Below are 23,259 nucleotides of genomic sequence, written 5' to 3' on the forward strand. Positions count from 1 at the left end.
GCCGACCTCGCCCGCATCGCGCGACGCGTGCCGGCCGTCAGGCCGTCGTGTGCTTCACCGGCCCCGGATCGCTGTGGCTCGGCCGGCCCGTCTCGACGTGGCCCGCGAAGCGGCGCACGACCTTGTCGTCGCCGCCGCGCAGCGTCGTCGCGGTAATCGTCAGATCGTACCAGCCGTGGCTCGACGACAGCTCGAAGTGATCCTCGACGCGCTCGCCCGGCTCCAGCGTGTAGGTGCGCGCATGCGCATGGCTGTACGCGTTGTCGACCGTCACGCGGCACGTCGCGCGCCCGCTGTTGCGCAGTTGCAGGTACACGTGGCGGTTGCGCACGTCGTAGCCGATCCGCGCCTCGGGGTTCGCGTGGCGGCTGTCCGCCGCGAGCCGCGTGTTGCCCTGGAACTCGCACAGATAGCCGTTCGGGCCGTAGGCCGCGAGATGGTAATCGCCACGCGCGGCCGACGTGCTCCACGTATCGACGAAGCGGTCATGCGCGGACACCGCGTAGCGGCGCGGCGGCGTCGTCGGGTTGCGGCGGTCGTACACGTAGAACGCCGCGCCTGCATCGCCGGTGTTCGCGAAGTCGAGCGACACGCTGTCGTCGTGCCCGCTCACGCGGCTGTGCACGAACAGCTCGTACGGCAGCGCACGCGCCGGACGCGTGCCGGACTCCTGCGCCGGCATCGACTGCTGCGCGGGCACCTGATACGCCTGGCCGGCCGTCGCGATGTGCTGCGGCACCGTGAAGCTCACCGTGCGCGTGTCGGGGCGCGCCGAGAAGTCGAATGCCGACGTGAGGTCGCCGCAGATCGAGCGGCGCCATGCGCTGATGTTCGGCTCCTTCACGCCGAAGCGCGCTTCGAGGAAACGCAGCACCGACGTATGGTCGAACGTCTCCGAGCAGACCCAGCCGCCCTTCGTCCACGGCGAGATGATGATCAGCGGCACGCGCGGCCCGAGGCCGATCGGCTGGATGCCGCCCGGATCGGCGCCCGGCACGAGCGGGCTCATTTCGCCCGGGTACTTGTTCAGGTCGAGCAGTTCGTCGCCGAGATTCGACAGCAGGTTCGACGACACGATGCCCTGGCCGCCCACGCCGCTCGTGACCGGCGGCACCGGCGGCACGACGTGGTCGAACAGCCCGTCGTTCTCGTCGTAGTTGAGGATGAACACCGTCTTCGCCCACACCTCGGGGTTCGACGTGAGCGCCTCGAGCACCATGTTGATGTAGAACGCGCCGTCGGTCGGCGATGCCTGCGGGTGCTCGCTGTACTTGTACGGCGACACGATCCACGACACCTGCGGCAGCCGGTTCGCCTGCACGTCGGCCTTCAGCTCGGCGAGCGTGTGGTCCGACGCGCCCTTGTCGACCAGCGGGCCACTCGCGCCTTCCTTCACCTGGAAGCGCTTGAAGAACATCAGCGAGTTGTCGGTGTAGTTGTCGGTCGGGTCGCCCGGGATGCCCGTGCCGCCCTGGTACACCTTCCAGCTGACCTTCGCGTTCTCGAGGCGTTCCGCGTAGGTCGTCCACGTGTAGCCGTTCACGTCGTCGCGCTCGCCGATGCCCGGGCCGTTCGGCGGGTTGCCGTAGATGTTGCGCGGGTCGACCGTGCCGGTCCACAGGTAGATTCGGTTCGGCGCCGTGTCGGCGTGCGCGGAGCAGAAGTACGAATCGCAGATCGTGAATGCGTCGGCCAATGCGTAGTGGTACGTGAGATCCTGGCGCTTCAGGTAGCCCATCGTCAGCACGTCCTGCTTCTGGTTCACCCACTGGTCCCACTGGCCGTTGTTCCAGGACAGGTGGCCGCTGCTCCAGCCGTGGTTGGTACCCGGCTGGAATTCGGTCGTCTGCTTCGGATCGAGGTAGAACGGCAGCACGTACGGCGCCGACGGATCGAGGCCGCGCGAATGGTAGTTCTTCGTGAACACCGACGCCGGCGGCTGCTGCCACACCGGTGCGCCGCTCGGCAGCAGGTGCGGGCGCGGGTCGTTGAAGCCGCGCACGCCGCGCAGCCCGCCGAAGTAATGGTCGAACGAACGGTTTTCCTGCATGAAGATCACGACGTGTTCGACGTCGCGGATCGTGCCCGTGCGATAGGCGGCCGGCATCGCCAGCGCATTGCGGATCGCGGGCGGGAAGCCCGCGTAGGCGGCCATCGCGCCGGCCGACTGCGCGGCGAGGCGCAGGAAATCGCGTCGGTTGTTCGAGGACATGAAGAGAACCCTGTTGTCGGTAGGAGTGGGGGCGCCAGTCGAGCGGGGCCGGCGGTTTGCGTCGCCGTTATTACCCCGCATCGGCGTGTCCCGGCCGTGACCGGTTACCGCAGGTTTCTTTGGGTTACCCACAAGAATTTTTTCGAAGCGGCGCACGACACGCCTTTCATCCGGCCGACATACGCATGCGCTACGCTGACGCGCGATACAGAGGGGAGAAGCCGAGTCGTGTTCGATCAGCTGAAGGCGTTCCACGCGACCGTCCGGCAGGGCAGCATCACGCGCGCCGCGCGCCACCTGGGCGTGAGCCAGCCGACGATTGCCGCGCAGATCCGGCAGGTCGAGCAGGTGTATGGCGTCGAGCTGTTCCACCGCAGCGGACGCAAGCTCGAGGTCACCGAGACGGGCATCGAGCTGCTGCCGCTCGTCGAGAAGATGATCGCGCTCGAGGCGCAGGCCGACATCATGCTGCGCAACGTCGGCGGCCTGTTCGAAGGCCACCTGCGGATCGGTGCGACGGGGCCGTACTACATCATGGACGCGGTCGGCCGCTTCTCGAACGCGCATCCGTCGATCGCACTCACGTGCCGGATCGGCAACTCCGAGGAAATCCTGCAGGCGCTGCAGGAATTCCGCATCGATCTCGCCGTCTCGTCGCAGCGCAACGATGCCGACGGCCTCGAACGCAAGGTGATCTCGACCGACCCGCTCGTGCTCGTCGTGCATCGCAACCATCCGCTCGCGCGTTTCGATGCGATCGATCCGGCACAGCTTGCCGACGTGCGATTGCTGATTCGCGAGGAAGGCTCGGTCACGCGCCGCTGCACGGAGACGATCCTTGAAGCGGCTGGCATCGCGGCTGTATCGGTTGCCGAGATCGGCAGCCGCGAAGCGATCCGCGAGGCGATCCTGCATGGCGTGGGTGGCAGCCTGTTTCCGCTCGGCGAGGCCGAACGTCATCCGGATTTGCGCGTGATCGCGCTGCGCGGCGTCGACACGACGATCGACGAATACGTGTACTACCTGAAAGCGCGCCGCCAGAGCCCCGCGATCGACGCGTTCCTCGCGTGCATCCTGCCGGCCGGCAGCGACGCGGCCGGGACGGATGAAGCAGGACGAACGGCGCGGCTGGCGAACGCGCGCTGAACTGCCGCGCGCTCACCGGTTCCGCACATTAGTGGCGCTTTTCCCGCGCCTTCCCTCGTTCTTCCTCGTGCCTTCCTGCAGTCGTTGCGCTCACATCACTTCGGCAGCGCCGGAATCATCCACGTCAATACGTGCTGCTGCAGGAACACCAGCACGCCGAGCAGCAGCGTGAGGATCACGCTGTGCCAGAAGGTGCGCGCGAACACGACACCCTCCTGCCCCTTCAGATCGGTGGTCGACACACCCGTCGCGATGTTCTGCGGCGAGATCATCTTGCCCATCACGCCGCCCGACGAATTGGTCGCGGCCATCAGCACCGGGTCGAGGCCGAGCTGCCGCGCGGCGACCACCTGCAGGTTGCCGAACAGCGCGTTGCCCGACGTATCGCTGCCGGACAGGAACACCGCGATCCAGCCGAGCGACGCGGACACCAGCGGAAACAGCGCGCCGGTCGACGCAACGCCGGTGCCGAGCGTGTAGCTGATCCCCGAGTAGTTCAACAGGTACGCGAGCCCGACGATCATCATCACCGTGACGATCGCGATCCATGTCTGCCGCCAGGTCTTCGCCACGCATTCGAAGAAATCGCCGATGCCGGTGCGCGTCAACGCGGCCGTGATGATCGCCGACAAGAGGATCGCGGTGCCCGTGCCGAGCGGCTGGAAGTCCCAGATCGCCGCATACGGCTTGTGGTACAGCGACACGAACACCGCGTTGTGCAGGCCCGGCCACTTGATCTTCACGTCGCCGATCGCCGCGATGTTCGCGTGCACCCAGACGATCACGACCACCGATACGACGAGCCACGGCAGCCAGCCGCCGAAGCCCGCGCGCGCGGCGCCGGCCGTCGTGGGCACGCTGCGCGCGAGCGCGTATTGCGGATCGGGCTGCGGCTTCCACACCTGCAGGAAGCCGATCGTGACGATCAGCGACGTGAGCGACGACAGCACGTCGGTGAGCTGGTAGCCGAGGAAGTTCGACGTGACGAACTGCGCGATCGCGAAGCTGCCGCCCGACACGAGCAGCGCGGGCCACAGCTTCGAGATCGAACGCAGCCCGCCATACGCGCCGACCACGTAGAACGGCAGCAGCAGCGCGAAGAACGGCAGCTGGCGGCCGACCATTTGCGCGAGCGTCGCGGGCGGCAGCGACGTCACCGCGCCGAGCACGGTGATCGGCACACCGAGCGCGCCGAACGCGACCGGTGCCGTGTTGAACAGCAGCGTATAGGTGAGCGCTTCGAGCGCGGGGAAGCCGAGCGCGATCAGCAGCGCGCTCGTGATCGCGACCGGCGTGCCGAAGCCCGAGATCCCTTCGAGCAGACAGCCGAACGAGAACGCGACGACGAGCAGCACGAGACGGCGGTCGTCGGGCAGGTTGTCGAGCATCCATTGCCGGAACTGGTCGAAGCGGCCCGACTTCACCGCGATGTTGTACAGCAGCAATGCGTTGAAGACGATCCACATCACCGGCACGACCGCGAGCGCCATGCCGGCGCCGACCGCGTTGAACGCGAGCCCGGCGGGCATCCCCCACGCGCCGATCGCGACCGCGAGGCCGGCGACGAGCCCGGCGAGCGATGCCTGCCACGCGGGGCGGCGCAGCACGCCGAGTGCGATCAGCGCGACCGCAATCGGAATCGCGGCGACGAGGAAGGACAGCAGCAGCGAATTGGCGACCGGCGTCAAAGGCTGCGCGAAGACGATGCCGGGCGGTAGGGCGTCGGTGGGGTTCATCGTGTCTCCTGTCGATCCGAGTTGGCGCTTTAGCGCCTACTCGGATCCCATGGCGTGGTTGGGTGGAGTTAGCGCTTCAGCGCTTACTCCACCCCCACGGCGGTCGACCCAGGGTGGCGCGGCGGTGCCCCCCGAATTCGGTGCAAAGCGGTCGTTCTGCAGTCGCGACAGCAATCAGGCGCTTGCGCACGCAACGACGTCGTGCGGCCAACCGATCGGTCGCTTAAAAGAGGTTAGGAGGCGCGCAGCGCTTGTACAAGGGGGACAAGCCCGATGCGTACCGACCCGATACGAACCACCGGCCGCCCGCTGACCCGCAGCGGGCGGCTCGCTGTCGCAGCCGACAGGCAGTCCGTCACGAGCGGCCCGCCGGCGCAGCGCAACGCCGCCTGCCGCGCAATGTTGCACGTGCGGCAAAGGTGCCTGACGGCGGGCGGGATGTTTCGTTTGGCGTCCGAAGCCTAGACTGGTCGCATCGATTCCGCCCGCGCCGGCCACGGCAAGCGCGGCACCGGAACCTCACGGAGTGAACATGATGAAGACGATGAAACAGGCGGCATGCGCATGCGTGCTGATCGGCGCGGCCTTCTCCGCCCACGCGCAGGCCGCATCGCCACTGACGCGCGCCGAGGTCCGCCAGGAACTCGTTGAACTGCAGGCCGCCGGCTACCGGACGAGCCTCGCGAGCAGTCCCGACTTTCCGGACAACATGCAGGCGATCATGCGCCGTGCCGCGCAGGCGCGCGGCGAGAACGCCGGCTACGGCAGCGACGGCGGGGCAAACGTGGAATCGGGCAAGCCGGCGGTACCGCCTGCGATCGATCGCGGCACGTACGCGCATCACTGACGGCTGATCGAGCCGGATCGCGCGCGCAACGATGAACGGTGCGCACCGACCGGCGATGGAGAGGCGCATCGCGCACCGCGCCGATCGACGCGGTGCACGTGCGCAAGATCACACGCTGAAGCGGTTCAGCGTATATGCGCGATAGGCCGCGACGAATGCATCGAACGATCCGGCCTCCTTCGTTTCGAGCTCGGCCTGTTCGGCCAGCGACTTCGCGGCAAGCGCCTGCTCGACGCGCAGCGTCTCCGCCGACGGCGGATGCGCGCGGAAATGCGCGGCATGCGCGTCGCTCTGCGCCAGCGCGAACCCGAGGAACGACTGACCGCGTTCGCGCATCGTGCGCAGCACGCGCGCGGACGCCGTGCGCTCCGGATCGGCGAGCTTCTCGCGTTGCGCGGCGATCGCGCGCGCATGCTCGTCGCCGCCGCGGATCTCGTCGAGACGGCGGCCGACGGTTTCGATATCGGCCATCAGATCGTCTGCCCATGCCTGCAGCGTGATCGACTCGCCGTCGCGCTGCAGCGTGAGCCCCGGCTTGCGCCCTTCCATCGTCACGCTGCCGAAGTTCGCGTTCGCTTCCTGGTACGCGGGGCAGTCGAGCGCCGGGCTCTCGTCGAGCGCGCACGCGAGCAGGAACGCGTCGATGAAGCGCGCGGTTTCCAGCGCAATGCCGGTCGGCTCGAACGGATCGATGTCGAGACAGCGCACCTCGATGTACTGCACGCCGCGCGATGCGAGCGCATGCAACGGCCGCTCGCCCGAATACGTGACGCGCTTCGGCCGGATCGTCGAGTAGAACTCGTTCTCGATCTGCAGCACGTTCGTGTTGATCTGAATCCACTCGCCGTCGCGATGCGTGCCGATCGCCTCGTAGGCCGGATACGGCTCGCTCACGGCCTTCGACAGCGCGTCGAGATAGCCGGGCAGCGTGTTGTAGTCGACGTGCAGCGCAGCCTGGGCAGTCGTGTTCGAGTAGCCGAGATCGCTCATCCGCAGGCTCGTCGCATGCGGCAGGTACAGCGTATCGGCATCGAACGTGTCGAGCTTGTGCGGCTTGCCGCGCAGGAACTTCGTGTCGAGCGCCGGCGACGCGCCGAACAGGTACATCAGCAGCCAGCTGCGGCGGCGGAAGTTGCGGATCTGCGCGAGATAGCGCTCCGACTGGTAATCGACGAGCGTGGCCGTCGACCCTTCTTCCGCATGCAGGCGCCGCCACACTTCCTCGTGCAGCGAGTAGTTGTAGTGGATGCCGGCGATGCACTGCATCGTGCGGCCGTAGCGATACGCGAGGCCGCGCCGGTACACCGTCTTCAGGCGGCCGATGTTCGACGTGCCGTAGTCGGCGATCGGAATCTGGTCGTCGGCCGGCAGCAGGCCGGGCATCGAGTCGTTCCACAGCATCTCGTCGCCGAGCGATGCATACACGTAGCGATGCAGATCGTCGAGACGTTCGAGCGTGATCGCGGCGTCGCCTTCCGCGGGCGTGATCAGCTCGATCAACGCTTCGGAATAGTCGGTCGTCAGCGACGGATGCGTGAGCGCCGAACCGAGCGCGCGCGGATGCGGCGTGAACGCGATCATCCCGTCGCGCGTCACGCGCAGGCTTTCCTTTTCGATGCCGCGCAGGCCGTCGGGCAGATGCTGCCGCGTCGGGCCCGAGCTCAGCGCGTCGAGGCGCTTCAGCAGCAGTTCGGACTGGCGGTGAGTCATGGTGTTCGACATGGAGACGCAAGTGCGTGACGGCCGCGCGCAGAACGCCGCGCGCGGCCGGCTGGATTGTTGGTCGCTTCGTTGGTAGCGGGCACTTTAACATCTCGCCGAAACACGCGCTTGAGGTGGCGCCGGGCAGCGCGCGGGCCGCAGCGGGCCGCCGGACGGGCCGGTCGCGGCGGTCGCCGCATGTGCCACCGGTTCCAGGCGGCGGCAACGGGCAAGTCGGTTATACGAATTTGTCCGATGGAACCTGACGCGCGGACGGGTGGCGGCAGGTGCAACCCTGCCGCCGAATCGACCGCGGGAAGAGGGGTAAGTGCGCATTGCGCGCCCGGCATCCTGCCGACGACGGATGCGCGGAATTGCCGTGACGGCCGGCGTCCGGCGTCCGGTGTCCGGTGTCCGGTGTCCGGTGTCCGGTGTCCGGTGTCCGGTGTCCGGTGTCCGGTGTCCGGTGTCCGGTGTCCGGTAGTCAGGCTACGCATGCCGACACGACCTGCGCAACGGGTTGCATCGCAGCCTCGCCAGGTCGCACCCGGCCGCACCCGGCCGCGATTGCAGCCGCCCTCCCCCGCCGCGCGCGCCGCCCGCCCGGTCGGCCACTTCGTTCCACAAATGCAGCGCCGCGTACGCGCGCCACGGCCGCCAGCCTTCGGTGCGGCGCTTCTGGGTTGCCAGCCGGTCGAGCGCCGGATCGCGCGCGGCGATAGACTGCATCAGCACGAGATCGGAGGCCGGCCATGCGTCCGGATCGCGCCATGCGCGCATCGCGATGTATTCGACGGTCCACGGGCCGATGCCGGGCAGATCGAGCCACGCACTGCGCAGCGTCGCGAGATCGGCGTGCTCGCGATCGACCGGCACGTCGCCGGCCGCCACCGCGCGCGCCACGCCCGTCAGTGCCGCCACCCGCTTGCCGGGCATTCCGATCTTGTCGAGATCGCAGGCGGCCAGCGCGTCGGGCGTCGGGAAGCGCCATGCGGGCGCGCCGTCATCTTCATGAACCACTCGCTCGCCGGCACGCTCGACGAGCCGGCCGACGATCGTCGTCGCAGCCTTCACGCTCACCTGCTGGCCGACGATCGCGCGCACGGCCAGCTCGAACCCCGACCATGCGCCCGGCACGCGCAGCCCCGGCGCGGCCTCGACGAGCGGCGCGAACCACGGATCGCGCGCCAGCCCGCTGCCGATGGCGGCCGGATCGGCGCCGAGGTCGAACATCGTCGCGACGCGCAGGGCGAACGCGTCGTCGACATGACGCGCGACCGCACCTTCGACCGTCGCGACCAGGCAATGCTTGCGCGGATGCTTCGCGACCGTGAGCCGGCCGGCATCGCCGTGCAGGTCGACGATGCGGCGATACACGCCGTCCGCCACCTGCTCGACGCCAGGAATCGCGCGCCCGCTGAAGAAGCGCAGCACGCGCGCCCAGTCGTAAGGCGCATTGAAGCGCAGTTCCATTTGCGCGGACGGCGGCACAGGGCCGCCGTTCACGATGGATGTGATGGTTGTCTTTGCGATGCTCAAACTGCGCTGCCCTCCGCAACGGTTTCGGCTTCATCGTCATGCACATGCCGCGCCTCGGACGCCAGCAACGTCGCCTTGCGGCGCACGCCCCAACGATACCCGGAAAGCGCGCCGCCCTTCTGGACGACGCGGTGGCACGGAATCGCGAGCGCGACCGGGTTCGACGCGCACGCGGACGCGACAGCGCGCACTGCGCGCGGCGCACCCAGCGCCTCGGCGATCTCCGAGTAGCTACGCGTTTCGCCGTACGGAATATGCGTCAGCGCTTCCCACACGCGCTGCTGGAACGCGGTCGGTGCGATATCGAGCGGCAGGTCGAAGGCGTGCCGCGTGCCGTCCAGGTACGCGCGGATCTGCGCGATGAACGGGGCGAGCCTAGCCGGCGCGTCGACCAGCTCGGCGCGCGCGAACGCGTCCTTCAGCTCGCCGGCGAGCGCTACCGGTTCGTCACCGAACGCGATCCGGCAGATGCCCTGTTCGGTCGCGGCGACGAGTACCGTGCCGAGCGACGTGGATGCGGTCGCATAGTCGATCCGCAGGCCGGCGCCCTGGCGGCGGAACGCCGACGGCGCCATCCCGAGCTCGCGCGGCACCGACGCATAGAGCCGCGACGGCGAGTTGAAGCCCGCGTCGACGGCCGCCTGCGTGACCGGCTGCCCGCTTTGCAGCGCCTGCCGCCGCGCGGCGCCGCGCTGCGCGGCCTGGTACTGCCGCGGCGACACGCCGACCACCCGCTTGAAGAGCCGTTGAAGGTGAAACGGGCTCACGTGCACGGCATCGCTCAGCTGCTGCAGCGTGAGCCGTTCCGCGTGCGCGTCGAGCACCGCGCACGCGCGATTGACGATCTCGAGCTCGCGCGGCAACCCTTCCGGCTGGCAGCGCTTGCAGGGCCGGAAGCCGGCCGCACGCGCGGCGGCCGTATCGACGAAGAAGGACACATTTTCGCGGCGCGGCAGCCGCGACGCGCAAGTTGGGCGGCAGAACACGCCGGTCGTGCTCACGGCGTAGAAGAACGCGCCGTCCGCATGCGGATCGCGCTCGGTGACGGCGCCCCAGCGGGCATCATCGGTCGGATAGGCGGTTTTCATCTGAACCTCGCACTCTCTAGTGTAGATGGGACCTACTCTAGACATCGGCACACGCCGTCGCGCCCTGAATCTTGCTCTGTGATTCGCTCCGGAGAACCGGGGGCGGATCGATTGAAAATAAATCCGACAAAACGCGCGCGCCGGCTGTTCCAGCACGGTTTTCGTCATCGTACCGTCACCATTTTGCTGCACTGCGGATGCGACAAATCGCCGTCCTGACGATTTTTTGCATTCGAAATATTGCGTCGCACCATCGCCGTGTGTATAGTTGGAACTGTCTCCTCCATGTCTCCTCCTGATATGGATTAAGCCCGTTCCGCTCCGCGTGAACGGGCTTTTTTTCGTCCGTCGATTGTGCCGCGTTCCGGCCGGCGGCGCAGGCGCGATACGTCTACACTCGATGCTCGTGGACCGCGAAGGAGTGCCTGCCCATGAAACCGACTATCCGCGCAATCGATCACATCGTGCTGCGCGTGACCGACATGGCCGCGATGACGCGCTTTTACTGCGACGCCGTCGGCTGCCATGTGGAGAAGGAACAGCCCGATCTGGGCCTTGTGCAATTGCGCGCGGGCGACGCGCTGATCGACCTGCTGTCGGTCGGCGGCCCGATCGACCGCGCCGACAGCGGCCCGCCCGGCACGGGACGCAATCTCGATCACGTGTGCCTGCGCGTCGAGCCGTTCGATCCGGAAGCCTTGACCGCCCATTTCGCCGCGCATGGCGCACGGCCGGGCGCCCCGGCGGAACGCTACGGCGCCGGCGGCTACGGGCCGTCGATCTACCTGTTCGACCCGGAAGGCAACATGCTGGAATTCAAGGGGCCGCCGGCCGCGATCGGCTGAACGCGGCCAGCCGGCGCGCGGGCCGTCACGCGTCCGCGCGCGCCTTCAGCACCGTCCACTCGACCGCGACCGGATCGTGGTCGGCGCTCGAGATCCACGCGGCGCCGTCCTGCACCGTGCATTGCAGGCGCATCGTGCGCTCCGCGAGTTTCCCGAGCGCGGCTGCGACACCGTCATCCAGCGACAGCACCTGCACGTTGCGCAGCCGTTCGACCTTGCTGCGCACGCCCTGCCACCAGATATCCGACGTCTTGCCGCCGTATGCGATCACCGTGACCTGCCCGGCGCGGCCGGCCGCCTTGGAGATGCGCCGTTCGTCCGGCTGGCCGGCTTCGATCCAGACGTCGATCGCGCCCGTCAGGTCCTTCTGCCACAGATCGGGCTCGTCGACGTCCGACAGCCCCTTGCAGAATTCGAGCCGCTCGTGCGCGAACAGCGCGAACGCGACGATGCGCACCATCATCCGGTCGTCGGTTTCCGACGGATGGCGCGCCACCGTCAGTGCGTGATCGGCGTAGTAATGCCGATCCATGTCGGCGATTTGCAGTTCGGCTTTGTAGATCGTGGATTTCAGCGCCATGCGGATGCGGCCCGGGCGGGCATTCGGTTCGGTCGGGCCGTGATGATACCGAATGCGCGGCGTCCGGCGCGTGTCATGTGCCACCCACAGCGCAACGGCCCGGCATGGGCCGGGCCGTGTTCGGTTCGCGCCGCCGGCCGATCGGGCCGGCGCGCTCGCGCGTCGTGCGACGGCGCGGTGATGGGACGGTTATTGCTTGACGAAGCGCGAATCGGTCCAGAGCCCCTGCTGGTCGCTGTTGTCGGCGCTGACGAACTGCACGTCGCCCTGATCGACCGACACCACGCGGAAACGCTGGCCTTCCGGCACCGACAGGCAACGGTAGTCGTCGAAGTATTGCTGCTTCGCCTGCGACTTGCCGTCACGCTCGTGACTCAGTACGGAGTCCAGATTGTCTTTCGACAGGCAGCCCCATGCGTTCTTCGTCAACTGGATTTCCTGCGTCGGCTTGACGGCCGAATCGCCGCCCGCCTGGGCAATCGACACCGCGCAAAATGCGCCGACGAGGGCAAAAAGGATACCGGTACGCTTCATCATGTTCTGTCTCCAGGCTTGCGGGCACCAGGCTTGGGTTAGCTATGTGTTTAAAGGTGATCGTGAACCCGCGTTTTTCACTTTAGAAGACCGGCAAGCGATAGCAAGCACATTTGTTGTGCGACCGCAATAGCGGCGGATTGTCGCACCCCGTGCGCAGCCCGTCTTTCGCGCCGCGCGCAGCCGTGACGACGCGTGCCGCCCGGCGGGCAGGCCCGCGACGCTGGGCGGAAAGCGTTGCACAGCAAGACTTTCAGCAAAATTACCAGGCGGCGATTGAACGGTTTGGATAATCCATTTCGCTATCCGGATCATTTTGATGCGCCGCACATAAAGTCATTCGAAACGATTCGACTTTACCGCAACGCGGAATCGTATTTACCTGATACAAGAAAAATGCCAGGTATAAGCGAATCCGTATTTATCCGTACTTCTCCGCATGGTTTCAGCGCCCGCGGAAGCCCCGCCGCAAGCGCCTTTCGCCAGCGTGTTTACCCTGCTGTATTCAGGCCGGATGGCTGACGCTCGAAATAATCGCGCTGAAAAATGCACATGCGATAAGCGTTGTGATACGCGCCGTTTCCGAAAAATTCTTCCTTCAATTCGGCCTCGTGCTGGAATCCGCATTTCTCGTACACGTGAATCGCCGCCGCATTCGACGTATCGACGATCAGGTACAGCTTGCGCATGTTCAGCACCTTGAATGCGTACTCGATCGCGAGGCGCGTCGCCTGGCCCGCATAGCCGCGCCCCTGGCATTGCGGCGCGATGATGATCTGGAACTCGCCGCGGCGATGGATGTAGTCGAGCTCGATCAGCTCGACGAGGCCGACCAGTTCACCTTGTGCGTCAACCGCGACAAAACGGCGCTCGCGCTGGTCGTGCACGTGGCGGTCGTACAGTTGTGACAGTTCCGAGAAGGTTTCGTACGGCTCCTCGAACCAGTAGCGCATGATCTTTGCGTCGTTGTTCAGCTCGTGGACGAAGCGCAGGTCCTGGCGCTCCAGCGGCCGCAGCGCGAGCGTGTTGGTATCGTTCTGGAGTTGCATGGTCATGTCCTTTTTGATGCCGGCGCCCGTGCGGCAAGGCCGCATCCGGGCCTGTTCCGCACTGTAAGAAATTGAACGCGGGCGAAGTTCAGAGCCTAGAATGGGAGCAAGGGTTCCTGCCACCGCGAGGAGGCTATCGTGATCGAGCAAGTCATACTCGGAATTTTCCTCGTGCTGCCGCTCGTGATCGTAGCGGCGCTGTTTTCCGACGAACTTTGGCAGGAACATCGGCGCCAGCATCCGCGCGACGAAAACGCACCGCACATCGACTGGAAGCATCCGTGGCGCCGCGTGCGACGCGAGCATTGAGTCGATCGCCGTCCATTCGCGGGGTATGCCGGCCTGGCCGCCCTGGAATGTGAACGCGTGATGCACCCCGTGACGCGCCCCGTGACGTGTCCCATCAAGCACCCGAATTCCGCCGCGATCCGAATACCACGCAAGCCACTCAACCCGCTCACCCCGCGAGACGCCGCCGTGAACGACCAGCCCGCCCAGCCTCCGCACGACATTCCCAACGAAACGATCGACCTGCAGATCGCCGACGTGCTGGCGGCTGTCCGCTACCCGGCCAACAAGGATGCGATCGTCGATGCCGCGCGCGACGCCGGTGCCAGCAATGAAGTGCTGTCGATGCTCGACGGCCTGCCCGAACAGGACTACGCGGACGTCAACGCCGTCACGCACTGGGTCGCCGGCAACTTCGGCCCCGGCCTCGGGGTTTGAGCCCGCACCCATAACGCGATAGCATCAGGCCGCACCGGTCGCGCAGCGGCCGGCTGCCTGTCGCCCGGCGCAAGACCGGGCGTGTCCGCCTACGTGCCCGGGGAACTCCATGGAAGGCATCCTGATCCAGCACACGACACGCCGTCAACTCTGGTTCGGCGCACTGGCGGCGCTCGTCATCGTGCTCGCGCTCGGGATCGCCGCGCCGCACGCGAACGTTGCGCTGCCGGCCATCGAGCCGTTCATGCCGATGTGTGCGCTCACCGTGTTCACCACCGCGAGCATCGCGGCGTTCTTTCTCGGCGCGCAGTTCACCGTGACGCGCCAGCCGGTGCTCGGCGCGCTCGGCGGCGCCTACGCGTTCACCGCGCTCGCCGTCGCGCTGCAACTGCTCACCTTTCCCGGCGTATTCGCGCCGCACGGGCTGCTAGGCGCGCAACCGCAAAGCGCCGCGTGGATGTGGATCTTCTGGCACGCCGGCTTCCCGGGTTTCGTGATGGTCGCGCTGCTCGCGCGCGAGCGGCTGACGCGCTCACCGATCGGCGCGCAGCAGACACGCCGGTGGACGCTCGCCCTGATCGGCGGGCCGGCTGCCGTCGCCGGGCTGCTGTGCGTGGTCACGCTGAACGTGTCGCTGCCACCCGCGTTTCATCCACCAGGCGACGCGGCCGTGCTGCCCGTCAGCGGCGTCGCGCTGGTCGTGTGGCTGCTCAATGCGCTGGCGCTCGTTGCCGTGCTGGCCACCGGCCGGCTGCGCACGACGCTCGACCTGTGGCTCGCGATCGCGGTGCTCGCATGCCTCACCGACACGACGCTGAACCTGATGAGCACCAATCGCTTCACGGTCGGCTGGTATCTCGCGCGCGTATTCAGCATGTTCTCGCCGGGCGTGCTCGTATGCGTACTCGCGTGGGAAGTGACGATGCTGTACCAGCGGCTGTTCGAGGCGCACGCGACGCTGATCCGCTCATCCGCGCGCGACGGGCTGACGGGCGCGTTCAACCGCATGCACTTCAACGATCATTTCCACACGCTGTTCCTGCAGGCGCGACGGCAAGGCGAACCGCTGTCGCTGCTGATGGTCGACGTCGATCGCTTCAAGGCGTACAACGACGCGTTCGGTCACGTGAAGGGCGACGCATGCCTGATCGCGGTCGCGAATGCGCTGGCCGGCGCGGTGCGGCGGCCAGCGGACATCGTCGCGCGTTACGGTGGCGAGGAGTTCGCGATCGTGCTGCCGAACACGGGGGCGCGCGGCGCGCGGGTGGTCGCCGAGGAAGCACGTGAAGCGGTGCTGCGGCTCGATCTCGCGATGCCGGCGTCACCGGCCGGGCGCGTGAGCGTGAGTGTCGGCTGCGCGACCGTGTCGGCCGACGATCTCTCGACACCCGATGCGTTGATCGAAGCCGCCGATGCCGCACTGTATCGCGCGAAGGATACCGGGCGAAACAGGGTCGTCACCGCCTGAAAACGTCTGCTGTTTGGGGATTTGTTACGGTCATTGTGACCGAAATAATCCGCCGTTACGGATTGCAGAACAGGGAAACGATCGCTTACAGCCGGTGTTGCGGGTGCTCGCTATGCTGGGTTCCATATTGAATCCGAGCAGGTGAGCGCCATGAAGAAAACCCTTTTGCTGATTGCAGGCGTCGCAGTGTTGCTGAGCGGCTGTATCGTCGTGCCGGATGGCGGTGGCTACTACGGTGGTGGCGGCTACTACCACCATCATCATCGGGACTGGGATTGATGTCGTGACGTGCGGCACGCTTCGGCAGGCGGATGGCTGAAGCATCGTCGCGAACGGGCGATTCGCCTGCATCGACGGCCGTGCCGCCCGATGCAGGCCGACGCGCCGAACCGCACCATGATCAGGCCGGGCGGGTCAGCCTGGCATGCGTCAGAAATACCTGCAGCGCAGCGAGCGTTTCGTAGTGAAGGCGCTCGAGCCGCGCATCCTTTTTCGCTTCCGCGATCAGATTGCCTCGCCCATCCCGCTTGTATGGCTCGCCCAGCAGGTCGGCCATGTCGAACTGATAGTAGGTACGGTCGCCATACGGCCGCTTGCCGTCGATGTAGGGCATCGGCCAGAAATCCCCTTCACCCAGCACGTCCTCGATCGCGTCCGAATCGACCGTCCTCCAGTTGGCGCCCCTCAGCACGGCGAGATGCGCAGCGCGAAACTGGAAACGGCCCGACGCGTCGACGCCGCTTTCCTTGAACGCGAACAGTTTGCGCAGCGCCGGCGGGATCGTGTATTGCCCCGGCGCAAGCGTGCCGGCCCCCGCCACGAACTGCGGCACGAGCCGACCGAGTTCGGCCAGCGTGCGAATGGCGAGCACATCGTCGTCGGTTTTGAGTGCCGCCTTGGCCAGCGCGATCGGTGGCCCGTCGCCGATCAGCGGCTGCGACGGATCGATACCGGGCGCACCGGATTCGACCGGCACCCACATCACACGAAGCCGGTTCATCAGCGCGACGTGGCGCGCGGCCAGGTCGGGACGTGCAGCACCGTCGGCAAAGACGGCGCGGATGATCGCGTTGCGGTCGATCGATTGCGACGCGGTGGGCGCGCCCGATGCCGCGCGGGCGGCCAGCACGGGAAGGGCGGCAAGGAAGTGGCGGCGGGACAGGGACATGGTTGGCGGTCGTGCGAGAAAGCAGGATCGGTCGGGGTGCTACGACGCTCGGCACCGCACGTTGCCCGATGGCGATCGCGCGGCGCGGATGCGCTCGTCAGGCAAGCCCGACCGCGTCGGGAGTCGGCTCGTTCGGCCCGACGCAATGTAGCATCCGGTGCGACGACGAACCATCTGGCAAGACTGTCAGGCGGCGACGGACGAGACTTCCGCCGAAGGAGACAGATTCCGGACGACGAGGCGATCGACCTCGGCTTGAGCCGCCGCGATTTTCGCGTCTGCCGCGACAATGCTCTTCTGGTGGCTGTAGCGCGCGAAGAGAATCGAACCGAGGATCACGAGAACGAAGACGACATTGGTCACGGCCGTCGTATCGTCTGCGAACCTGCCGGCCACGGTACCGATGATCGCGCCGCCCATCACGCCGAACACGGCAGCGAAGATGCCATCGCCGATCCAGCTCTTCGAAGGATATTTGAGCCGCGCGAGATTGAGCGCGGAAACGGCATCCACGACGCCCACCACCTCGCCACGTGCAGCCCGGAGTTGCACCTCGATCACGTCCACCAGGTGCCGGGCACGCTCCTTATCCGATGCGGTGAGAATGCCTGCGTTGTAATAGGCCAGCAGGACGCGTTCCGATTCGTTCCACTCGGCATCCAGATCGATCGAAATCAGGCCTTTTTCCTTCAGATAGTCCCACCCGACTTTGGCATCGTTGAGCTCGATATAAGCGCCGTGCGATGCGCAACACTCGAGGACCGCCAACGCCCGGCGTAACGCAAGATCCAGCGCGACGCGGTCATTCGCTCGCGAGTGCTGGTTTTTCGTCAGGTCGACGGTCGAGTTGCCGGATGACTCGCGGCGCTTTCCGAATCCGAATCCCATACATGCCCTCTCTTTGTTTTGACGCCGGGATTTGTTATGTCGAGATTGCCCGGCCGGACGATTTTACGGCAGGCCGGGTGGGCAAACGGGAGAGCGATCGTGATCGGGTGTTTCGATTAAAGACGAATGACGAGCCACGCAGGATGGTCGAATTTCAAATGCACCGGCATTACTTCCCGATACAGAACCTGCTGAAAATCACCCCCAGCAGATCATCCGAAGTGAATTCCCCGGTAATCGAATTAAGCTGCTCCTGCGCGAGCCGCAGTTCCTCGGCAAACAGATCGAGCGACTGCGCCCTTTGCTCCGCATGATCCGCCGCCTGCGCCAGATGCTCCTGCGCGGCCCGCAGCGCGATCAGATGCCGCTCGCGCGCGAGATACACCCCTTCCGCCCCGGCCTGCCATCCCGCGATCCGCAGCAGTTCCGCACGCAGCATGTCGATCCCGTCGCCGCGCTTCGCCGACAGATGCACCTCGGTCAGATCACCCTCCGCCGCCGGATGCTCGACACACGCTGCCACGCCGGTCAGATCCGTCTTGTTCAGCACGCGCACCACCGGCACGCCGCCCGGAAAGCGCGCCGCGATCGTCTCGTCGTCCGCCGTCATCCCGTTGCGCGAATCCAGCAGATGCAGCACGACATCCGCGCGCTCGATCTCGCTCCACGTACGCGCGATACCGATCCGCTCGACCTCGTCCTCGGTCTCGCGCAACCCGGCCGTATCGATGATGTGCAGCGGAATCCCTTCGACCTGGATCGTCTGCGCAACCTTGTCGCGCGTCGTGCCCGCAATCGGCGTCACGATCGCCAGCTCGGCGCCGGCCAGCGCATTCAGCAGCGACGACTTGCCGACGTTCGGCTGCCCCGCAAGCACGACCGACAGCCCTTCACGCAGCAACGCCCCCTGCCGCGCGTCGCCCAGCACGTGCGCGAGCTGCGCGCGAATCTTCGCAAGCTTGCCGCGCGCGTCGGCCGCTTCCAGGAAATCGATCTCTTCTTCCGGAAAATCGAGCGTCGCCTCGACCAGCATCCGCAGCGTGATCACGTCTTCGACGAGCGCATGGATCTGCCGCGAGAACGCGCCGTCGAGCGAACGCCCGGCCGAACGCGCGGCGGCTTCGGTGCTCGCCTCGATCAGGTCGGCAACGGCCTCGGCCTGCGCGAGATCGAGCTTGTCGTTCAGGAACGCGCGCCGCGTGAATTCGCCGGGCTCCGCGAGCCGCAGCCCGAAACCGCGCCCCGCATCGAGGCAGCGCTGCAGCAGCAGTTGCATCACGATCGGCCCGCCGTGCCCCTGCAGCTCGAGCACGTGCTCGCCGGTGTACGAATGCGGCGCCGGAAAGTACAGCGCGATCCCACGGTCGAGCGGCGCGCCGTGCTCGTCGAGGAACGGCACGTAGCTCGCATGGCGCGGGGCGAGCTTCTGCCCGCACAACGCGTCGATCAGCGGCAACGCGGCCGCCTCGCCGCCGCGCCCGAACGACACGCGGACGACCCCGATGCCACCCCGGCCGGCAGCAGTGGCAATAGCGACGATCGGATCGGAATCGGTAGCGAGCATGGGAATCGGATGAATCGGGTGATCAGTGAATATGGTGCGCCCGCGCAACAGTTCGGGCATCGGAACGCCGGCATTGTAGCGTGCCGGCAAGCAAGCCACCGGCCGCCGCGCAGGATTCGGACACGTCCGAATTTATCCCGATGGGGATAAGGCAAGTATCAGCCCGACGCGATGTCACCGCCACCGTTTCGGACGAGTATGCCGGCTGGAGCGGCCCAACGCTGCGGCCCTCAATTTCGTACCCCATTCCGGTCAAGACCGGGATTCGTCTGAACGAGATACGTTTATCCCGAATGGTTGTCTGAAACGCGGCGGCGGAATTGCACAATCTCCCCCATGCCGACATCCGAAGAAAAAGCCGCGTTCTCGGAACGCCTGAAATTCGCCCTGCGGCGCAGCCCGGAGAAGGTCACCGGTGCGACTGAGCTGGCGAACCGATTCAATCTGCGCCACCGCGGAGCGCAGCCCGTATCGCCGCAAACCGCGCATAAATGGCTGACGGGCCGCACGATTCCGACGTCGGACAAACTCGCCACGCTCGCCGAATGGCTGCGCGTCGAACTCCACTGGCTGCACTACGGCCCGTCGCCGAGCGTGATCGAACACCCGACGCCGCAACCGCTGCCGCGCGACGAACGCTATCCGCCGACACCCGAGACGATCGAACTCGCGTCGAAGATCGAAGCGTTGTCGCCGCATCATCGCTACCTCGTGCAGGAACTGGTCGAGCAGTTCTACGGCGACTCGGGCGAAGCGAAGAAGGGCTGACCCCGCACCGGATCCGCCAAAAGCAAAAAGCCGCATGGGTGAACCATGCGGCTTTTTTTGCGTGCATCGCGGGCGGCTCGCCGCCCGCGTGTGCAACGGACGTCAGGCCGGCTTCTTCTTGACTCCGCCGAGCTTGCGCGTGATGTAGTACTGCTGTGCGATCGACAGCACGTTGTTCACGACGTAGTACAGCACGAGGCCGGCCGGGAAGAAGAAGAACATCACCGAGAACGCGATCGGCATGAACTTCATCATCTTCGCCTGGACGGGGTCCGGCGGGGTCGGGTTCAGGCTCGTCTGCACGTACATCGACACGGCCATCAGCACCGGCAGGATGAAGAACGGATCGCGCTGCGACAGGTCGTGAATCCACAGCACCCACGGCGCGCCGCGCATTTCGACCGATGCGAGCAGCACCCAGTACAGCGAGATGAACACCGGGATCTGGATCACGACCGGCAGGCAGCCGCCGAACGGATTGACCTTCTCGGTCTTGTACAACTCCATCAGCGCCGAGTTCATCTTCTGCGGATCGCTCTTGAAGCGTTCGCGCAGCGCCTGCATGCGCGGCGTGATTTCCTTCATGCGCGCCATCGACTTGTAGCTCGCAGCCGACAGCGGGAAGAACACGGCCTTGATCAGCAGCGTGAGCAGCACGATCGACCAGCCCCAGTTGCCGATGTAGCTGTGGATCTTCTCGAGCAGCCAGAACAGCGGCTTCGCGATGATCGTCACCCAGCCGTAGTCCTTCACGAGTTCCAGGCCCGGCGCGATGCCTTCGAGCATGCGCTCTTCTTCCGGACCGGCGAACAGGCGTGCCTGCACGTCGGCCGACTGGCCCGGCGCGATCGCGGCGACCGGCTGCTTCACGCCGACGCGGTACAGCGTCGGATCGATCTTTTCAGCGTAGATGTCGCGCTTCACGCCCTGCTGCGGAATCCAGGCCGACGCGAAGTAGTGCTGCACCATCGCGACCCAGCCGTTGTCGGCGGAGGTCACGTAGTCGGCCTTGTTCTTGTCGAGGTCGCTGAAGTTGATCTTCTGGAAGTGCTTCGCGTCCGTGTAGACCGCCGGCCCGAGGAACGTGTGCGAGAACATCGGCGTTTCGACGGCCGTGTTGTCGCGCACCAGTTCCATGTAGACCGTCGGCGTGACAGGCGCCGTGCCGACGTTGTCGATCTTGGTGTCGACGCCGATCACGTAGCTGCCGCGCGTGAACGTGTAGGTCTTCACGACCTTCACGCCACCCTTCACCGGCGATTCGAACGACAGCTTCAGCGCGTTCTGGTCACCCGTCAGCGACGTCGTGCCGGGGTTCAGCTGCGTGTAGACGTCGTTGTGGTTCGGGAAATCGCCGCCGAGCAGGCCCGAGCGCGCGAGATACGTGTGGCCGGCCGTGTGGTCGAACAGCGTGATGTACAGGTCGGGCTGCTTGCCGTCGCCTTGCTTCTTCAGCGTCAGCTTCGCGAGCGTGCCGCCGCGCGTGTCGATTTCGCCGTCATACACGTCGGTCGAGAACTTCACGAGCTGCGCCTGGGCGGCCGGTGCCGTCGTCGACGGTGCGGCGCCTGCTGCGGCGGCAGGCACTTCACCTGCGGTCGTCGTCGTCGCGCCCGTGCCCGATGCACCGCCGGCAGCGGCCGCGGGGGCCGTCTGCGTGGCACTCGGGAAGAACATCGACGGGCGTCCATGGGACCGCTGCCAGTTGTCGTACAGCATGACAGCTGACATGAAGAAGATCACCCATAGGACGGTGCGTTTGATATCCATGCGTTGTCTCAGAGTCGATGGGACCGCGCGTCGGCTTCGCCGCTAGCGCGAGTGTCGGAGTTGGGCGGCGGGACGAGGTCGATGCCGCCCGCGGAAAACGGATGGCATCGGCACACGCGCCTGACGGCGAGATACGTGCCGCGCGCGGCGCCATGATACTGGATTGCCTCGCGCGCGTAATCCGAACAGGAAGGATAAAAACGGCAACGGTTGCCGAGCATAGGGCTCACGGCAACCTTGTAGAAGCGCAGCAAGGCGATCAATACCGTTTCCATACCTTGGGCGACGCCGTTCGGCGCCGCGTCAAAACCGGCCGGGCAGGCGCGAACGCCGCACCGCGGACGGATGCGTCACTCGGACGCGGGCTTCGACGCACGGCGAGCGATCTCCCGGACTGCCCTGTCGAGCAGTTCGCGGATCTCGGCCGCGCACATCGCCGCGAGCGGGGCGGAAGCCGCGCTCGGCAGCGCTTTCTTGTCGAAGCGCGTGTGCTGCCGCAGCAGCAGGTCGTAACCGGCGAATTCGGCCCGGCGCAGGCGAAACTGATCGCGCGCCAACCGCTTCACGAGGTTACGCGTCACCGCACGCGGCGCATACTTCTTGCCGACGACGAGCCCCAAACGCGCGGGCTGACCGGTCGGCTTGCCGTAAATCACGAAGTGCGCGGAGCGCCGCCAAGGACGCAAACGAAAAACGGATGAAAATTCATCCGTTTTCAGAAGTCGCGCAGCTTTCGGGAAGGCGGCTTTCGTCTGCGACGGATTCGCACCCGGCTCGACGGCACCTTCCGCAGGACTGCGGACGGCGGACACAGCGCGCAACCTGCCTTAGATGGCGAGGCGCTTGCGGCCCTTCGCGCGGCGAGCGTTGATGACCTTGCGGCCACCTGCCGTCTTCATACGGACACGGAAGCCATGGGTGCGCTTGCGGCGCGTCACGGACGGTTGGTAAGTACGTTTCATGATGTTCTCACTTGTTCGAGAATGTCGAAATTCAGGGGACCGCGTGCCCTAACCGGAGGCATTCGGGCGAACGCAATCGCCGGGAATACAGGATTGGTTTTCGCGGAACCCGCTATTTAAACCGTTTTTCTGTTGACGGTCAATACTTTAGGAGTCGCTCGCCTGTGCCCACCCCGGGCGATCCGGCCCCGCGCCCCACACAACCGGCCTGTGGATAACTCGCGCTGTGGCCGCGTTTGGCGGTAGAATCTCGCCTTATCTCCAAGAATCCCGCACGCCGCTTCGGCTCGCGCCTGCCCCTCCACGACTGTGACGCAGGCGTCCGAGGCACGCTCGCACGACCGCTTCGGGCCTTGTTGCGCTACCGCGACAAGGGCGCCGGCGAGCCGCGCTGTGCACGCAAAAAACGACAGTTACTTGATGAACGATTTCTGGCAACACTGTTCCGCACTGCTGGAGCGCGAGCTGACGCCCCAGCAGTACGTGACGTGGATCAAACCCTTGGCCCCGGTGGCCTTCGATGCGTCGGCGAACACGCTGTCCATCGCCGCGCCGAACCGCTTCAAGCTGGACTGGGTCAAGAGCCAGTTTTCGGGACGGATCACCGATCTGGCCCGCGAATTCTGGAACACGCCGATCGAAGTCCAGTTCGTCCTCGATCCCAAGGC

The 23,259-nt window shown here is 66.2% G+C and carries 22 protein-coding genes and 1 pseudogene; 8 read left to right on the forward strand and 15 right to left on the reverse strand.

All coding sequences use genetic code 11. The features are described from left to right. Positions 1 to 37: 37 nt before the first annotated feature. Positions 38 to 2,212, reverse strand: a complete 2,175-nt coding sequence (locus JYJ84_RS04810) for a phosphocholine-specific phospholipase C (protein WP_175222393.1) — start codon at positions 2,210 to 2,212, stop codon at positions 38 to 40. 228 nt (positions 2,213 to 2,440) lie between these two features. Here JYJ84_RS04810 and JYJ84_RS04815 point away from each other — a divergent pair, with 228 nt between their 5' ends. Next, complete coding sequence (locus JYJ84_RS04815; protein ID WP_122946554.1) at positions 2,441 to 3,358, forward strand: LysR family transcriptional regulator; 918 nt, start codon at positions 2,441 to 2,443, stop codon at positions 3,356 to 3,358. 95 nt (positions 3,359 to 3,453) lie between these two features. On the opposite strand, the gene JYJ84_RS04820 is transcribed toward JYJ84_RS04815, so the two are convergent. Beyond that, complete coding sequence (locus JYJ84_RS04820; protein WP_122946555.1) at positions 3,454 to 5,094, reverse strand: L-lactate permease; 1,641 nt, start codon at positions 5,092 to 5,094, stop codon at positions 3,454 to 3,456. A 535-nt stretch (positions 5,095 to 5,629) separates the two neighbouring features. Between JYJ84_RS04820 and JYJ84_RS04825 the strand changes: the two genes are divergently transcribed. Next, entirely contained in the window at positions 5,630 to 5,941 is a 312-nt protein-coding gene (locus JYJ84_RS04825) for a DUF4148 domain-containing protein (RefSeq protein ID WP_122946802.1), read from the forward strand. Between the two features lie 108 nt (positions 5,942 to 6,049). On the opposite strand, the gene gshA is transcribed toward JYJ84_RS04825, so the two are convergent. The 3 genes and pseudogenes from gshA to ada all read right to left on the reverse strand — a co-directional run bounded on the left by gshA (position 6,050) and on the right by ada (position 10,269). After that, positions 6,050 to 7,663 (reverse strand): glutamate--cysteine ligase, encoded by a 1,614-nt coding sequence (gene gshA / locus JYJ84_RS04830; RefSeq protein ID WP_164462634.1) that lies wholly within the window; start codon positions 7,661 to 7,663, stop codon positions 6,050 to 6,052. 561 nt (positions 7,664 to 8,224) lie between these two features. Further along, positions 8,225 to 9,181 (reverse strand): annotated as a pseudogene (locus tag JYJ84_RS04835) (DNA-3-methyladenine glycosylase); the annotation flags it as partial. Continuing rightward, positions 9,178 to 10,269 carry a bifunctional DNA-binding transcriptional regulator/O6-methylguanine-DNA methyltransferase Ada gene (ada, locus tag JYJ84_RS04840; RefSeq protein WP_205189124.1) on the reverse strand — a complete coding sequence of 364 codons (1,092 nt, stop codon included), beginning with the start codon at positions 10,267 to 10,269 and terminating at the stop codon, positions 9,178 to 9,180. The pseudogene JYJ84_RS04835 and the gene ada, both read right to left, overlap by 4 nt. 431 nt (positions 10,270 to 10,700) lie before the next feature. Between ada and JYJ84_RS04845 the strand changes: the two genes are divergently transcribed. Beyond that, entirely contained in the window at positions 10,701 to 11,114 is a 414-nt protein-coding gene (locus JYJ84_RS04845; protein ID WP_122946562.1) for a VOC family protein, read from the forward strand. A 25-nt stretch (positions 11,115 to 11,139) separates the two neighbouring features. On the opposite strand, the gene JYJ84_RS04850 is transcribed toward JYJ84_RS04845, so the two are convergent. The 3 genes from JYJ84_RS04850 to speG all read right to left on the reverse strand — a co-directional run bounded on the left by JYJ84_RS04850 (position 11,140) and on the right by speG (position 13,277). After that, positions 11,140 to 11,694, reverse strand: a complete 555-nt coding sequence (locus JYJ84_RS04850; protein ID WP_174960767.1) for a YaeQ family protein — start codon at positions 11,692 to 11,694, stop codon at positions 11,140 to 11,142. A gap of 189 nt (positions 11,695 to 11,883) precedes the next feature. Further along, entirely contained in the window at positions 11,884 to 12,231 is a 348-nt protein-coding gene (sap1, locus tag JYJ84_RS04855; protein WP_027788811.1) for a surface attachment protein Sap1, read from the reverse strand. 488 nt (positions 12,232 to 12,719) lie between these two features. Next, positions 12,720 to 13,277: a spermidine N1-acetyltransferase gene (gene speG / locus JYJ84_RS04860; protein ID WP_175222391.1), complete on the reverse strand. Its 558-nt coding sequence runs from the start codon at positions 13,275 to 13,277 to the stop codon at positions 12,720 to 12,722. A 477-nt stretch (positions 13,278 to 13,754) separates the two neighbouring features. Here speG and JYJ84_RS04865 point away from each other — a divergent pair, with 477 nt between their 5' ends. From JYJ84_RS04865 to JYJ84_RS38220, 3 genes are all read left to right on the forward strand, one after another. Then, positions 13,755 to 14,003 (forward strand): DUF2795 domain-containing protein, encoded by a 249-nt coding sequence (locus JYJ84_RS04865; protein ID WP_043184773.1) that lies wholly within the window; start codon positions 13,755 to 13,757, stop codon positions 14,001 to 14,003. A gap of 109 nt (positions 14,004 to 14,112) precedes the next feature. Beyond that, positions 14,113 to 15,471 (forward strand): diguanylate cyclase, encoded by a 1,359-nt coding sequence (locus JYJ84_RS04870; RefSeq protein ID WP_122946564.1) that lies wholly within the window; start codon positions 14,113 to 14,115, stop codon positions 15,469 to 15,471. Positions 15,472 to 15,621: 150 nt separating this feature from the next. Further along, positions 15,622 to 15,750, forward strand: a complete 129-nt coding sequence (locus JYJ84_RS38220) for a hypothetical protein (RefSeq protein WP_256941070.1) — start codon at positions 15,622 to 15,624, stop codon at positions 15,748 to 15,750. A gap of 121 nt (positions 15,751 to 15,871) precedes the next feature. Here the strand turns inward: JYJ84_RS38220 and JYJ84_RS04875 are convergent, their stop codons facing one another. From JYJ84_RS04875 to mnmE, 3 genes are all read right to left on the reverse strand, one after another. Further along, positions 15,872 to 16,639 (reverse strand): hypothetical protein, encoded by a 768-nt coding sequence (locus tag JYJ84_RS04875; protein WP_175222390.1) that lies wholly within the window; start codon positions 16,637 to 16,639, stop codon positions 15,872 to 15,874. Positions 16,640 to 16,825: 186 nt separating this feature from the next. Next, the gene (locus JYJ84_RS04880) at positions 16,826 to 17,527 is read right to left on the reverse strand and encodes a hypothetical protein (RefSeq protein WP_175222389.1); all 702 of its coding nucleotides are present in this window, start codon (positions 17,525 to 17,527) and stop codon (positions 16,826 to 16,828) included. A 169-nt stretch (positions 17,528 to 17,696) separates the two neighbouring features. Beyond that, positions 17,697 to 19,091, reverse strand: coding sequence for a tRNA uridine-5-carboxymethylaminomethyl(34) synthesis GTPase MnmE (gene mnmE / locus JYJ84_RS04885; protein ID WP_175222388.1), 1,395 nt, complete (start codon positions 19,089 to 19,091; stop codon positions 17,697 to 17,699). 336 nt (positions 19,092 to 19,427) lie between these two features. Between mnmE and JYJ84_RS04890 the strand changes: the two genes are divergently transcribed. Beyond that, positions 19,428 to 19,859: a transcriptional regulator gene (locus tag JYJ84_RS04890; RefSeq protein WP_043184776.1), complete on the forward strand. Its 432-nt coding sequence runs from the start codon at positions 19,428 to 19,430 to the stop codon at positions 19,857 to 19,859. Between the two features lie 102 nt (positions 19,860 to 19,961). Here the strand turns inward: JYJ84_RS04890 and yidC are convergent, their stop codons facing one another. The 4 genes from yidC to rpmH all read right to left on the reverse strand — a co-directional run bounded on the left by yidC (position 19,962) and on the right by rpmH (position 22,591). Next, positions 19,962 to 21,629 carry a membrane protein insertase YidC gene (gene yidC / locus JYJ84_RS04895; RefSeq protein WP_122946567.1) on the reverse strand — a complete coding sequence of 556 codons (1,668 nt, stop codon included), beginning with the start codon at positions 21,627 to 21,629 and terminating at the stop codon, positions 19,962 to 19,964. A gap of 8 nt (positions 21,630 to 21,637) precedes the next feature. Continuing rightward, positions 21,638 to 21,904 (reverse strand): membrane protein insertion efficiency factor YidD, encoded by a 267-nt coding sequence (gene yidD, locus JYJ84_RS04900; protein ID WP_059232865.1) that lies wholly within the window; start codon positions 21,902 to 21,904, stop codon positions 21,638 to 21,640. 75 nt (positions 21,905 to 21,979) lie between these two features. After that, positions 21,980 to 22,441 (reverse strand): ribonuclease P protein component, encoded by a 462-nt coding sequence (gene rnpA / locus JYJ84_RS04905; RefSeq protein WP_039364627.1) that lies wholly within the window; start codon positions 22,439 to 22,441, stop codon positions 21,980 to 21,982. A gap of 15 nt (positions 22,442 to 22,456) precedes the next feature. Next, complete coding sequence (gene rpmH / locus JYJ84_RS04910; protein ID WP_004198824.1) at positions 22,457 to 22,591, reverse strand: 50S ribosomal protein L34; 135 nt, start codon at positions 22,589 to 22,591, stop codon at positions 22,457 to 22,459. A gap of 420 nt (positions 22,592 to 23,011) precedes the next feature. Here rpmH and JYJ84_RS04915 point away from each other — a divergent pair. Next, the coding region (locus JYJ84_RS04915; RefSeq protein ID WP_275890706.1) for a DnaA N-terminal domain-containing protein at positions 23,012 to 23,259 on the forward strand (248 nt) is incomplete at its 3' end.

It is taken from the genome of Burkholderia sp. LMG 13014 (genome assembly GCF_905232215.1).
Classification (GTDB): domain Bacteria; phylum Pseudomonadota; class Gammaproteobacteria; order Burkholderiales; family Burkholderiaceae; genus Burkholderia.